Raw genomic sequence first — 12,368 nt, forward strand, 5'->3', positions numbered from 1 at the left:
AGGGCGGGATGATCAGTGGGAATCGTACTTTCTTTTAGCAGTACGTCAAGAACAGCGGCAGATTCCTGAAGAGTTTACAATTCCCTCTAACCCTGTTTAGTCCATCCTGGATATCAATACCCGGGATACAGGGAATGTCGTTTTCATTTTCCACTTCAGGCATTTGTAAATCCATAAGGATGCAGTCATAGCCTTCCCTGTGTGAAGCCAGAGCCTCATTACCATTATTTACGACATCTACCCTGAAGCCCTCCTGTTCGAGGGTCTCAAGGGCTACCTGCTGATTGATTTCGTTATCTTCGGCCAATAGAATCCTGGCAGCTTTTATTTTTTCGAAGCCCTCCTGTTTTTCTTCTTTTAGTACATCTCCGCCTCTTACGGTCATCTCAACTTTTCCGAAAACCTGCATAATACAGTCTCTGCACCCATCAAACTGATACAGCCGAAAAGTCAATGAGCACAAGTTTCATAGCATGTTGTTCCAGGAATCCGAGAACCCTGCTGCTAAGCTCATCGGCTTTCCTGTTATCTATCTCTTCCTGTATGGGAACAATCAGGCAGCCGTCCATTTCATATATACCCGACAATCCCGTATCAGAATCAGACAATGTTGTTTTCATTTTTCTGCATTACTATAATATCCAGAAGACGGAAAGCATCAGCCAGTGCTTCGGCTTTGGTCCCACATCTTTTCTTCCTGCCGGACTTTATCAGTATTATCTATAATAAATTCCAGACCGCCGATGATTTCTCCGTTTTCATCACGAAGAGCATCGCTGTATACTTTATAGGAATAGATTGACCGTTGACTCTGGCTATATTACGGACGGTGACCTGTTCACCCCCTGCATTATTTATATAGACTAGTTCTAAATCAATATCCACTGCCATTACGGGGGTATTGTTCTTTCATCTCGTACTATTAATGATCATTTTTTTGATATTCATTAAAAAATTTAATGATAGATGAACAGTAATTCTAATGAATGATTTATTATAAGAATCCAGGTATGAATCTCTACAGAAGTTAATGAACTTCAGATTAGCTAAAATGCTGACCTTCCAGTTCCGTTATTTTCTGTTCAAGTTCTTTGTATCCGAATTATGGATAAATATTATGAAGATAAGTCCTCTCTATTTTTACGGGTTTTACTTTAAAAAGTATCTGGAAAATAAGAGGAAGTAGGCATGATAAGTGAATCGGGAAAATGATTATGATTGAAAAATGGTGTAAATATTTATTCTTTTTTTGATCTTTTCCTTCACCAAGTGGATGACATCCGGGCTTTCCAAGGCTGCACTACCACTCCGAACATCTCAAAAAATTGGCGCTTGTAATTCAATTTCTTCTCAAAATTTGAATTATTTGTAAGAAAATCAGGAGAAAACAACGATTAATCGGCTATCTATCAAACTAAAGGTGTTCTTAACTTGACTTTGTTTGGTGTTCTCCGTAATCTCTCAGTGAAGATCATAAATTAGTGATTAAAGGAATAAAGAAGTATGAGTACAGGTACAGTAAAGTTTTTTAATGAGTCAAAAGGTTTCGGTTTTATTACACCAGAAGAGGGTGGTAATGATGTTTTCGTTCACAGTTCAGAAATTGTGGATGGACCTCTTTATGAAAATGACAAAGTCACTTTCGAAATCGGAGAAGGTCAGAAAGGACCTTGTGCTATAAAAGTAAGCAAAATTTAATATAATTATTATAATAATAAATTCTTACCGAGAAGGGGTTTCCTGTATAGGGAATCACTTCTAGCAATGAACATAATAGGCATGCATTCCTCTAGAAGGATAGTATGCCTATTTTTTTTATAAGTAGATTATTTAATTTGAATAGATTGCATGATGAAGTACATTGTTTTAGATTTATTTCCCCTGCAGAAGCATCGTTTCTCTCAGGGAGACACCATTTGCTTCTGCAGAATCCAATGGTTCTGATTTACTGTTTACTTCTCCTGCCTTAAAGCAATGCAGTACCTTCTGATTAAATACAGTTCTGAATCCCAGTGATTCAAAGGTTTTTTGAAGAACTTGCGGGGTGAATCCCATATCATCAACATTGTTTTGTTCGCAAATACTGATATATCCTGCAAATTTCCTGGGGCCTGAATCAAATTCACTTGTCCAAACCGAACGGTTGCCGGGCATGTAGTTTGTGAAGCAATAACAGCGGTCAATGAATTTTTTCATGTCACTGCTCACATTGTAAAAATATGTAGGCGATCCGATAATCACAGCATCTGCTTCTCTCAGTAAAATATAGGCTCTCTGCATATCATCTTTGATTACGCATTGGTTGCTTTTTGAACAACCCTCACAGCCGTTGCATCCGACAAAATTCATTTCCCCCAGAAAAAGGGTCTCTACCGAAAAATCCTCTGAATTCTGAAAAGCACTGAGGGTTTTTTCAATTAACGCGGCAGTATTACCGTTTTTTCTTTTACTTCCGACCACAGCTAATATTTTCATGCTCATTAGGATACTTCACTGTTCGATGAGGAGTCTTCATCCATGAATCTGTAAACCTCCTGAGACGTGGCAGCAATAGGGCCACTCACAAGAAGAGGAGGAGAAATTATTTTTTCGGCATTGAGCATGGATGCCATTCGCTGAAGAGAGGAGATAATCATATTTTTTTCCCACTCCTCCAGTTTTTCAAATTCGTCTGTAAATTCTTCCTGAAGCAGAGAGGGATTCGTGTCCAATATCTTTTCAGATTTCTCAGTGAGAAGAATATTTACCTTACGTTTATCCAGAGAACTTCTCTGACGTGTGGCAAAACCCTGTTGTTCGAGACGGTCCAGGATGCTGGTTACCGTAGCCTGAGACAGGCTGACCTCTTTGGCAATGGCCGAAATAGGTCTATCAGAACCTTTGTGTATCTCCTTTAGAACAATCAATTGAGGACCAGTGAGACCATATCGTTTGGACAGTTTTTTAGACTGAAGGTCTATGGCCCGAATAATCTGTCTCAATGTAGAGACAACAATGTCTGAATTATTCTGCAACACCATATATTCACCTCTTATATTAAATTATTTTAAATTATTTTTACAATATCACTCAAATTGATGAATTGTAAAGTATACATATTTTAACGGCACTAATAATTATATATTCAGAAAATTAGTAATTAATATCACTTTAAAGCATATTTAAATAAATTATAGGGGCTCATGAGGGCATTCTAGCCCTTTATTTCATGATTTTTAAACTTTGATCGTTTGACTAAGGTGTTGTTTTCGTTTAGTGTACTAAGTAAATACATCAAAAATTGAGGTTTTTATGAAAAAAAGTATTTTAATACTACAGGTATTATTGATAATGGTTTCTTTTTCGCTGACTGCTGAAGGTCAGCAGGATAATAGTACAACTATAATATTCGGAGATGTCTCCTGGGACAGTGTTCAGGTTCACAATCGAATTATGGGATTCATCATTGAAAATGGTCTGACAGGTTACAAAGCAGATTATATCCCCGGTGATACAATGCCCATTATAAATGGAATCATACAGGGTGACGTTGATGTGGACATGGAGTCCTGGCACTCAAATGTTCCTGAAATATATAAAGAGGGAATTGAATCAGGAGATATGATTGACTTGGGAAAAAATCTTCCCGATGCTCCTCAGGGATGGTGGATACCACGTTACCTTGTTGAAGGTCCTGATGCTCCAGCCCCTGACCTGAAAACGGTTGCAGATCTTCCCAAGTATGCTCATCTGTTCAAAGATCCTGAAGATCCTTCTAAAGGACTTATATACGGCGGTGTTGCAGGATGGGGACAGCTCACAGTATCTGAAGATTTTTTCAAAGAATATAATTTAGAAGAAACCTTTAATCTGGGAATTGCCGGATCAGGAACAGCTTTGGCCGGTACCATGGTAGGTGCCTATAAAAAGAAAGAAGCCTGGTGTGGTTATTATTGGGCTCCCACAGCCGTACTTGGAAAATTGGATATGATTCGCCTCGCAGGAAGTGAATATCCTGCAGCAGATGTGAATATTCTTGTGAGTAAATCTATGCTTGAAAAAGCTCCGGATGTCGTTGAAATCCTGAAAAAATACAGTACTACTGTAGATGATAACAACGAATTTCTGGCCAAAATGGAAGATGAAGGCTGGGATACAATGCAGACTGCACAATGGTTCCTGAAAAACAAAGAAGAAGTCTGGACTAAATGGGTCTCTTCCGAAGTTGCCGAAAAAGTAAAAGCAGCACTCTAAAAAGGATATATAATGACTGATACGACTCTTGGGAATGAACAGGAAATGGTTCATTCCGGGGGGAGTAAATCCCCTCAAATTATAATAAAAGACTTATGGAAGATCTATGGTCGTGATCCAAAAAGAGTTCTTAAGAAAGACCTGAGAAATAAATCAAAAGATGAGATACAGAAGAAAACCGGTTGTATTGTCGGTATGCGAAATATCAATCTGGAGATTGAAAAGGGTCAATTTTACATCCTGATGGGATTGTCTGGAAGCGGCAAATCCACTCTGATCAGAAGCCTTATTCGATTGATAAATTCCAGTAGTGGATCAATTACAATCAATGACAAAAACATCACAAAGATGAATCAGGAACAGCTCCTTCAATTTAGAAGGAAAACCTTCGGTATGGTATTTCAGCATTACGGATTACTTCCGCATCTGACTGTTCTGGATAATGCCGCCTATGGACTGAAAGTCAAAGGCATGCCAAAGGGAGAACGCTACGCCAAAGCCATGCGAACCCTGGAAACTGTCGGTCTTAAGGGTTGGGAAGATTATTATCCCGGATCTTTAAGTGGAGGCATGCAGCAGCGTGTCGGTCTGGCCAGGGCTCTCTCCAATGACCCTGAGATTCTCCTTATGGATGAACCCTTCAGCGGACTTGACCCCCTTATCCGCAGACAGATGCAGGATGAACTTGTTGAGCTCCAGGAGACCCTGAAAAAAACAATCGTATTCGTAACCCATGACCTGCATGAAGCTCTCAAGCTTGGTGATAAGATCGCCATCATGAGAAATGGTGAGGTTGTTCAGGAAGGGACTCCCGAAGAGATCGTAACTCAACCTGCTGATGATTATGTTCAGGAATTTGTCAGAGATGCATCTCCGGCCAAAGTACTGACAGCCGGCAGTATCATGGAAGAGCCCAAGATTATCCTTTATGACTGGGAAGGTCCCCGGACGGCCCAAACCCTTTTACTCTCCAATAACAGACGCTCAGCCTTTGTTGTCAGCAAATCCAGAAAGTTTCTGGGAGTGGTCACAGACGTCAAGCTCAATAAGCTGTTAGAGAATAAAGATCACAGTGGAGGGATTCCAGAGTCTATCATTCGAAAAGTCCCGACTGTCACTGAAGACACGATACTGGAAGACTTGTTTTCCATCGTCAATGAAAATCCCTATCCCATACCGGTGGTTGATGAAAATGGCCGATTCAAAGGGAAAGTGACTACAGACCAGATCTTTGAATCTATAACGCCCCTGGAAGAAGGAGAAGGCAATGATTAAGTTTCCTGATATTGTCGGTATACCTCTTGCTAAATGGATCGATGCAATTATGGACTGGCTTTTGGAAAATCTTGATGGGTTTTTTGATGCCGTAGGTTTTGTTATTCTCCAGGTTGTTGTCGGAATTGAAAAGATTTTTCTCTTTACTCCCTGGTTTATTATAATTCTTCTTGTCGGACTGGCTGGATGGAAACTTGTCGGGAAATGGAAAACCGGAATCGTATTTATGGTTCTCATGTTTATGATAGGAACTTTCGGATATTGGGAGCTCGCCATGCGGACCCTCAGTCTTGTTATTGCTTCTGTCTTTTTCTCTTTGCTTATCGGTATCCCTACGGGTATTAAAATGGCTCGGAGTGACCGTGCCCTATCCATCCTGCAGCCCCTGCTGGACGGCATGCAGACCATGCCCAGTTTTGTTTATCTAATTCCTGCCCTAATGTTTTTCGGTATGGGTAAGGTGCCAGCCATGTTTGCCACCATTATATATGCTGTCCCTCCGGTGATCCGGCTTACCAATGTGGGTATCAGGACTGTTGATGTAGAAGCCGTTGAAGCCTCCAAGGCTTTCGGTGCTACCCCCAGACAGGTCCTTATAGATGTACAACTGCCTCTGGCGAAACCCTCAATTATGGTGGGGATTAATCAGACAACCATGATGGCCCTGGCCATGGTGGTCATCGGTTCCATGATTGGTGCTAAAGGACTTGGAATGGAAGTTCTGCTGTCGATCAACCGGATTGAGGTAGGACGTGGTTTTGAAGCTGGAATTTCTATTGTTTTTCTAGCCATCATTATTGACCGCATCACTCACTCATTTTCTGTCAAAAAAGACTGATAACTGGGGATTCCTAAAATTGCTTTTGCGGTTTTGGAATCCCCTTTATTTTAATCATGCCCTCTCTTCTGAAGGGATCACTCTCCATATTCAAATCATTTTTTAATTCCCTGATTTCATACATCTCTAAATCTCTTTTTTTTTGTACAGACCATTCTGTATTCACTCATAAGTAAATTTAAAAATGTCACATAGTTTGACAGCTTTAAATGCAGGATATATGCTTACTATGATATTTTTTCCTTAAAGTGAAAAATATCACTATGTATTCATCAAAGTCCAAGGAGAAAAATTATGAAAGATTATTTTAAAGTGACCACAAGAACCATTGTGGCTACCGGCCTGGGTGCAGCTCTTTTCATGCTGCTTTTTATGTATGTTAAAGTACCTTCTCCCATTCCTGAAACCAGCCTGCAGACAGCGTACGGTCTCGGTGCTTTCTTTGCTGTGCTGTTCGGACCCATTGCCGGCGCACTGATTGCTTTAATCGGTCATGCTCTTTCGGATGCTCTTCAGTATGGTTCTCCCTGGTGGAGCTGGGTAATTGCCAGTGGTGTCTGTGGTTTTTTCTATGGACTGGCCTACAAAAAAACTGGTGTAGAAGAGGGTGAATTCAAGGGAAAATCAATTATTATCTTCAATGTAATTCAGATTGTCGGAAATATTATTGCCTGGGTTGTTGTTGCTCCCGTTCTTGATATTCTTATCTACAAAGAACCTGTAAATCTTGTATTTACACAGGGAATTGTTGCAGCCGGAATGAACTCTGTAACAGTAGCCATAATCGGTACACTTCTGCTGATTGCCTATAATGCAACCAGAACACAGAAAGGAAGTCTCGATAAAGAGTAGATTTTCCTTTTAGAGAAAACAATTTAAAAAGATTTATTTAAGAAGAGGTTTTAAGTGGGTAATGACAGTATCATTGAGTTCAAAGATTTCAGTTTTCAGTATTTTACCCAGGCAAAACCAACTCTTCATAATATAGATCTTACTATCAAAAAAGGGGAAAAGATCCTTATAGTCGGTCCCAGCGGCAGTGGTAAAAGCACCCTGGGACATTGCCTGAACGGTCTTATCCCCTTTTCCTATAAGGGCGAAATATCCGGTAGTCTGAAGATTCAGGGTCAGGAGACACGTGATCTTGATATATTCCATTTGTCCAAGATTCTGGGAACTGTTCTGCAGGACCCGGATGGTCAGTTCGTGGGTCTCACAGTTTATGAGGATATCGCCTTTGCCCTTGAAAATGACAATATTCCGCAGTCGGAAATGAAAGAGCGGGTAGATAAAGCTGCCCGTATGGTGGATATGGAGAGCTTTCATTCTTCATCTCCCTATGAACTTTCAGGAGGACAGAAGCAGCGTACATCCCTGGCGGGAGTTCTTGTGGATGAAGTGGATATTCTGTTATTCGATGAACCCCTGGCCAATCTTGATCCTGCGACCGGAAAAGCCGCCATTGAGATCATTGATGATATACACAGAAATACTGATAAAACCATCATAATTATTGAGCATAGGCTTGAAGATGTTCTTTACCGGAATATTGATAGGGTTCTTCTGATGAATGATGGTTGTATCCTGGCTGATCTTGATGCGGATGCTCTTATGGCATCTCCTGTACTCATTGAAAACGGGATAAGAGAACCTCTCTATGTCACAGCTCTTAAATATGCTGGTGTTGATGTCACAAGGGATCTTCATGCAGGTAATATAGATACACTTAAGATCAATTCAGTAAAAAGTGCTGTTTGTGATTGGAATGATACAATCATCTCTCCTCAGCCCACTAAAGTGAAAGATACATTACTGGAGATGAAAAACATAAGTTTTTCATATGATGGAGAGAGGGATATCATCAACGATGTCAGTTTTAGCTTAGGAAAGGGTGAGCTTATAGCCATAGTGGGAAGAAATGGTGCCGGTAAATCGACACTCTCCCGTCTTATCTCAGGATTTGAGAAGGAGTCTTCCGGTACAATCTCCTATTTGGGAGAGGATATCAGCGATCTGACCATTAAAGAACGTGCCGAGAAGATCGGTGTGGTTATGCAGAACCCCAATCAGATGATATCTAAACCCCTTATCTATGATGAGATTGCTCTGGGGCTGCGTCTTCGGGATATAGACGAAGAAGAAATTAAAATTAGGGTGGAAAAGGTACTTAAGGTCTGTGGTCTGGCACCATTTCGTAAATGGCCCATTGCTGCCCTTAGTTTCGGGCAGAGGAAAAGGGTCACTATAGCTTCCATTCTGGTTCTTGATCCTGAAGTAATTATACTTGATGAACCCACAGCCGGACAGGACTTCAAACATTATACTCAGATCATGGAATTTGTTGATGAGATCAATCAGCTGGGAGTAGCTATTATTCTGATTACACATGATATGCACCTGATGCTCGAATACGCCAGCAGAGCTGTTGTTATCTCTGGAGGGAAAAAAATTGCGGATGCCCGACCCAGTGATATTCTGACAGATTTAGATGTTATTGAGCAGGCAAATTTAAAGGAGACGTCTCTTTATCAGCTCAGTCAGAGTGTAGGTATTGAAGATGGTACTGCTTTTGTGCAGAACTTTATTGATTATGAAAAGAAGGTCAGAGTCCATTGAACAATAAATTATTCTCATACAACTTTGTAGATACCCCGATTCATAGACTCTCGGGACTAACCAAACTGATCGCCTTTTTGTTTCTGACTTTTGCAGTCATGTTCAGTTACGATCTCAGAGTCATAATGCTGGTTATGATTTTTTCTATATTTGTAATGCGTATTTCTCAGATTAAATACAGACAGATCAGGCTTATGGTTATCTATGTAGCCGTTTTTATTGTGACCAATGCGGTCATTACATTCTTTTTCTCACCCGAAGAAGGAGTCAAAATCTACGGAACACGACATGTGCTGTTCAAGATCGTTGGTCCCTATATTGTCACTCAGGAGCAGCTCTTTTATCAGATTACCAAACTGTTTAAATATGCATCTGTTATCCCCCTGGGTATAACATTTCTTTTGACAACTAATCCAAGTGAGTTTGCTTCTGCTTTAAATGGAGTCGGTGTTCATTACAAGGCTGCCTATGCTGTATCACTGACACTTCGCTACTTTCCGGACATTCAGCGGGAATATAGAAACATCAGTCTTTCACAGCAGGCCCGTGGGCTTGATCTCTCCAAAAAAGCTGGTTTTTCAAAGAGGGTAAAGAATTCACTGTTAATTATTATCCCTCTTGTTTTTTCAACCCTGGACAGAATTGAACTTATCAGTAATGCCATGGATTTAAGAGGATTCGGAAAACATAATAAACGAAGTTGGTTCAGTAAAAAAAGATTTACTACTGCTGATTTCATAGCCCTGCTTATTTCAGCAGCTATTTTTGCAGGAACAATTTATGTTTCTGCTTTTATCAATCATGGAAGATTTTATAATCCTTTTATATAGGATTTTATTTTAACGTAGGAGTTAACATGGATAAACCAATACTTGTGTTTCAGACCGATTTTACCTACAAGGAGGGAGCAGTCTGTTCCATGTACGGGGTTGTAAAAACTGTAGACCGCTCTCTTGAAATCATTACCGGTACCCATGAGATTCCCCAGTTTGATACCTGGAGTGCATCATACCGTCTCTATCAGTCTATGAAGTTCTGGCCCGAAGGTACTGTGTTTGTTTCAGTTGTAGATCCCGGAGTGGGAACTCCCCGAAAGGCTTCTGTTGCTCTCACGGAAAACGGATACTATATTGTCACACCTGATAACGGTTCTCTCACTCATGTGGACAAAGAATTCGGAATCAAAGCCATAAGGGAAATTGATGAGGATGTGAACCGTCTGAAGGGGAAGGGTACCGAAGAGGTCAGTATCTTTCATGGACGGGATCTTTTCTCTTACTGTGCAGCAAAATTCGCTTCCGGCATAATCAGTTTTGAAGAGGTTGGACCTGAGTATTCGACAGATGAGATCATCCGATTTCCTATACTTGAGCCGACTGTTGAGGGAAACAAGATCTCTGGTATTTTTGAAATCAATGATCCTAATTTCGGGAATCTCTGGACAAATATTCCACTGTCTGTGTTCAAAAAGGCAGGATTTGACTTTGGTGATCATCTTAATTTGAGAATATGCTGCAAGGGTGTTGAAAAGTTTTCTGAAAAGATTCTTTTTCATAAATCCTTCGGATTTGAAAAGAAGGGTCAGCCTATGATTTATAATAATGAGCTGATGAAAATTTCCCTGGCCGTTTCCCAGGGCAGTTTTATCGAAAAATATAATATCGGATACGGATCTGACTGGACTGTAGAATTTAATAAGTAAAATCAAGGAGTCTTTTTTATGAACAAACTAATTGTATTTCAAAGTGATTTCGGTCTGGTCGATGGTGCTGTATCAGCAATGCACGGAGTAGCCAATGTTGTAGATGACAGTCTTAAAATATTTGATCTTACCCATGATATCCCTCAATACAGCATCTGGGAGGCCTCTTACAGGCTTTACCAGACCACAGAGTACTGGCCCAGGGGAACTGTCTTTGTTTCAGTAGTAGACCCCGGTGTAGGTTCTAAGCGCCTCAGTGTGGTAGCGGAAACAGTGGGCGGTCACTTTATTGTCACTCCCGATAATGGGACCCTTACTCATATGAAAAAGTATGTGGGCCTAAAGGAAGTCAGGGAAATTGATGAAACAAAGCATCGTAGAGAAGATACTGAGTACTCCTACACCTTCCACGGAAGGGATGTTTATGCCAATACCGGTGCAAAACTGGCATCAGGCACCATCAGCTTTGAACAGGTGGGTGATATTGTAGACTTGGACCAGGTGTGTGAACTGGAGGTAGGTGAGGTTGTAAAGAGTGAGGATTCTGTAAAGGGAACAATCGATATTCTCGATGTCCGTTTTGGAAGCCTCTGGACCAATGTGCCCCGTGATGTCTTTGTAAGTGCAGGATTCAAGCATGGAGACACCGTCGAGGTTATGATCCGTAATGGAAACAAGATTGCCTATAACAATAGAATCGTATACGGACGATCCTTTGCCGATGTATATCCCAGCGAGCAGATCATCTATGTAAACTCTGTCTACAATATGGCCATCGCCATAAACCAGGGGAATTTTGCCAAAGCCTACAATATCGGGACCGGGCAGCACTGGGAAATTGAATTCAAAAAAATGAAATGATAATCCTTGTAAGGAGTCTTTTCAGATAAAGAGCTGTGCCGTCAGATCTTCTCAAGATAGCGGCGGCGCAGTGTCTTGATATCATCACTGCTTATTTTAAGAAAGTTTTTGATATATGTATCCATATCGCCATAGCGTTCTTCTATACCCTCATAGTATGAGGATAGATATTCCCTTTTTACAGTAATAAATCCAAACATATTATCCTTAATCTCTGAAAGCTCCAGTTCAGGAACAGACGCTGAAATTACAGAGGAGTCGGGCATGAATTTTATGCTGAGAAAATCAATAAGTTCAGGGTCGATTTTAAGATACTCTTCGATTATGTCTTCTGAATCAAATTCAAGAATATGCATCAGAATAACAGCGGCAATACCTGTTCTGTCCTTACCGGCGGTACAGTGAAACAGGAAGGCTGGAGTCTCCTGATCAAGGATATTTCGGAAAAAAGAGCTGTATTCTTTTGATACACTCAGCATATCCCTGTACATCATGTTCATAAACTTATCTGCATTTTGAAGATATATCTCCATATCATCATTACTCATTCCTGCTGCAGGGAGTATATTTACATGAATTGTCTCTGCATTGGCAACTTTCTGCTGGCCGTCTTTTTCAATCTCCATATTGCTTCTGAAATCATAGATATAGTTGATCTGTTTCTCTTTGATCTCATCAAGATCTCCCTTGTATTCAGTCAGGGGATTGCTGCTGCGGAATATGGTGTTACTGCGGAGTTTCTGTCCGTGGATATTTGTTTTGTTACTGAGTTCTCTGAAGTTTAATATTTTCATATGAACATTTTAGCTGTTTTTTGATTTTTCCGGAATAGAAAAAGAGAGG

Annotated in this window: 15 protein-coding genes; 9 read left to right on the forward strand and 6 right to left on the reverse strand. The window is 40.5% G+C overall.

The features are described from left to right. Window positions 1–34: 34 nt before the first annotated feature. The gene (locus DV872_RS02245) at window positions 35–409 is read right to left on the reverse strand and encodes a response regulator (protein WP_114628217.1); all 375 of its coding nucleotides are present in this window, start codon (window positions 407–409) and stop codon (window positions 35–37) included. Window positions 410–428: 19 nt separating this feature from the next. Then, window positions 429–620 carry an STAS domain-containing protein gene (locus tag DV872_RS02250; RefSeq protein WP_147283086.1) on the reverse strand — a complete coding sequence of 64 codons (192 nt, stop codon included), beginning with the start codon at window positions 618–620 and terminating at the stop codon, window positions 429–431. An 883-nt stretch (window positions 621–1,503) separates the two neighbouring features. Between DV872_RS02250 and DV872_RS02260 the strand changes: the two genes are divergently transcribed. After that, complete coding sequence (locus tag DV872_RS02260; protein ID WP_114628220.1) at window positions 1,504–1,698, forward strand: cold-shock protein; 195 nt, start codon at window positions 1,504–1,506, stop codon at window positions 1,696–1,698. 174 nt (window positions 1,699–1,872) lie between these two features. Here DV872_RS02260 and DV872_RS02265 read toward each other — a convergent pair whose 3' ends face one another. Together DV872_RS02265 and DV872_RS02270 are read right to left on the reverse strand one after the other, a co-directional pair. After that, on the reverse strand, window positions 1,873–2,475 hold the full coding sequence (locus tag DV872_RS02265) for a flavodoxin family protein (RefSeq protein ID WP_158546788.1): 603 nt from the start codon (window positions 2,473–2,475) through the stop codon (window positions 1,873–1,875). A 5-nt stretch (window positions 2,476–2,480) separates the two neighbouring features. Continuing rightward, window positions 2,481–3,020 carry a MarR family winged helix-turn-helix transcriptional regulator gene (locus DV872_RS02270; RefSeq protein ID WP_114628222.1) on the reverse strand — a complete coding sequence of 180 codons (540 nt, stop codon included), beginning with the start codon at window positions 3,018–3,020 and terminating at the stop codon, window positions 2,481–2,483. Between the two features lie 271 nt (window positions 3,021–3,291). On the opposite strand from DV872_RS02270, the gene DV872_RS02275 reads away from it, so the two are divergent. The 3 genes from DV872_RS02275 to DV872_RS02285 are packed head-to-tail and all read left to right on the forward strand — an operon-like array spanning window position 3,292 to window position 6,346. Then, window positions 3,292–4,233 (forward strand): ABC transporter substrate-binding protein, encoded by a 942-nt coding sequence (locus DV872_RS02275; protein ID WP_114628223.1) that lies wholly within the window; start codon window positions 3,292–3,294, stop codon window positions 4,231–4,233. 12 nt (window positions 4,234–4,245) lie between these two features. Next, window positions 4,246–5,508, forward strand: coding sequence for a glycine betaine/L-proline ABC transporter ATP-binding protein (locus DV872_RS02280; RefSeq protein WP_199563416.1), 1,263 nt, complete (start codon window positions 4,246–4,248; stop codon window positions 5,506–5,508). After that, on the forward strand, window positions 5,501–6,346 hold the full coding sequence (locus DV872_RS02285; RefSeq protein ID WP_114628224.1) for a proline/glycine betaine ABC transporter permease: 846 nt from the start codon (window positions 5,501–5,503) through the stop codon (window positions 6,344–6,346). Before DV872_RS02280 ends, DV872_RS02285 begins: the two co-directional genes overlap by 8 nt. Before the next feature lie 13 nt (window positions 6,347–6,359). On the opposite strand, the gene DV872_RS26450 is transcribed toward DV872_RS02285, so the two are convergent. Next, window positions 6,360–6,512 (reverse strand): hypothetical protein, encoded by a 153-nt coding sequence (locus tag DV872_RS26450; protein ID WP_158546789.1) that lies wholly within the window; start codon window positions 6,510–6,512, stop codon window positions 6,360–6,362. Between the two features lie 128 nt (window positions 6,513–6,640). Between DV872_RS26450 and DV872_RS02290 the strand changes: the two genes are divergently transcribed. Genes DV872_RS02290 through DV872_RS02310 form a run of 5 tightly spaced genes read left to right on the forward strand, consistent with a single transcriptional unit; the run spans window position 6,641 to window position 11,525 of the window. Next, window positions 6,641–7,198 (forward strand): ECF-type riboflavin transporter substrate-binding protein, encoded by a 558-nt coding sequence (locus DV872_RS02290; protein ID WP_114628225.1) that lies wholly within the window; start codon window positions 6,641–6,643, stop codon window positions 7,196–7,198. A gap of 54 nt (window positions 7,199–7,252) precedes the next feature. After that, window positions 7,253–8,962 (forward strand): ABC transporter ATP-binding protein, encoded by a 1,710-nt coding sequence (locus tag DV872_RS02295; RefSeq protein WP_114628226.1) that lies wholly within the window; start codon window positions 7,253–7,255, stop codon window positions 8,960–8,962. Next, complete coding sequence (locus DV872_RS02300) at window positions 8,959–9,792, forward strand: energy-coupling factor transporter transmembrane protein EcfT (RefSeq protein ID WP_114628227.1); 834 nt, start codon at window positions 8,959–8,961, stop codon at window positions 9,790–9,792. The genes DV872_RS02295 and DV872_RS02300 overlap by 4 nt, the downstream gene beginning before the upstream one ends. Window positions 9,793–9,818: 26 nt before the next feature. Further along, on the forward strand, window positions 9,819–10,664 hold the full coding sequence (locus tag DV872_RS02305) for an S-adenosyl-l-methionine hydroxide adenosyltransferase family protein (RefSeq protein ID WP_114628228.1): 846 nt from the start codon (window positions 9,819–9,821) through the stop codon (window positions 10,662–10,664). Window positions 10,665–10,682: 18 nt separating this feature from the next. Next, a complete protein-coding gene (locus DV872_RS02310) occupies window positions 10,683–11,525 on the forward strand; it encodes an S-adenosyl-l-methionine hydroxide adenosyltransferase family protein (RefSeq protein WP_114628229.1) in 843 nt (280 codons plus the stop codon). Between the two features lie 41 nt (window positions 11,526–11,566). Here DV872_RS02310 and DV872_RS02315 read toward each other — a convergent pair whose 3' ends face one another. Then, entirely contained in the window at window positions 11,567–12,319 is a 753-nt protein-coding gene (locus DV872_RS02315) for a tyrosine-protein phosphatase (protein ID WP_114628230.1), read from the reverse strand. Between the last annotated feature and the right edge of the window lie 49 nt (window positions 12,320–12,368).

Source organism: Oceanispirochaeta sp. M1, assembly GCF_003346715.1.
GTDB lineage: Bacteria > Spirochaetota > Spirochaetia > DSM-2461 > DSM-2461 > Oceanispirochaeta.

Excerpts from the sequence above, each read along its gene's own strand:
- DV872_RS02285 (WP_114628224.1), top strand. The coding sequence starts at position 5,501 with ATGATTAAGTTTCCTGATATTGTCGGTATACCTCTTGCTAAATGGATC.
- DV872_RS02275 (WP_114628223.1), top strand. The coding sequence starts at position 3,292 with ATGAAAAAAAGTATTTTAATACTACAGGTATTATTGATAATGGTTTCT.
- DV872_RS02260 (WP_114628220.1), top strand. The coding sequence starts at position 1,504 with ATGAGTACAGGTACAGTAAAGTTTTTTAATGAGTCAAAAGGTTTCGGT.
- DV872_RS02265 (WP_158546788.1), bottom strand. The coding sequence starts at position 2,475 with ATGAAAATATTAGCTGTGGTCGGAAGTAAAAGAAAAAACGGTAATACT.
- DV872_RS02305 (WP_114628228.1), top strand. The coding sequence starts at position 9,819 with ATGGATAAACCAATACTTGTGTTTCAGACCGATTTTACCTACAAGGAG.
- DV872_RS02250 (WP_147283086.1), bottom strand. The coding sequence starts at position 620 with ATGAAAACAACATTGTCTGATTCTGATACGGGATTGTCGGGTATATAT.
- DV872_RS02310 (WP_114628229.1), top strand. The coding sequence starts at position 10,683 with ATGAACAAACTAATTGTATTTCAAAGTGATTTCGGTCTGGTCGATGGT.
- DV872_RS02245 (WP_114628217.1), bottom strand. The coding sequence starts at position 409 with ATGCAGGTTTTCGGAAAAGTTGAGATGACCGTAAGAGGCGGAGATGTA.
- DV872_RS02290 (WP_114628225.1), top strand. The coding sequence starts at position 6,641 with ATGAAAGATTATTTTAAAGTGACCACAAGAACCATTGTGGCTACCGGC.
- DV872_RS02315 (WP_114628230.1), bottom strand. The coding sequence starts at position 12,319 with ATGAAAATATTAAACTTCAGAGAACTCAGTAACAAAACAAATATCCAC.
- DV872_RS02270 (WP_114628222.1), bottom strand. The coding sequence starts at position 3,020 with ATGGTGTTGCAGAATAATTCAGACATTGTTGTCTCTACATTGAGACAG.
- DV872_RS02280 (WP_199563416.1), top strand. The coding sequence starts at position 4,246 with ATGACTGATACGACTCTTGGGAATGAACAGGAAATGGTTCATTCCGGG.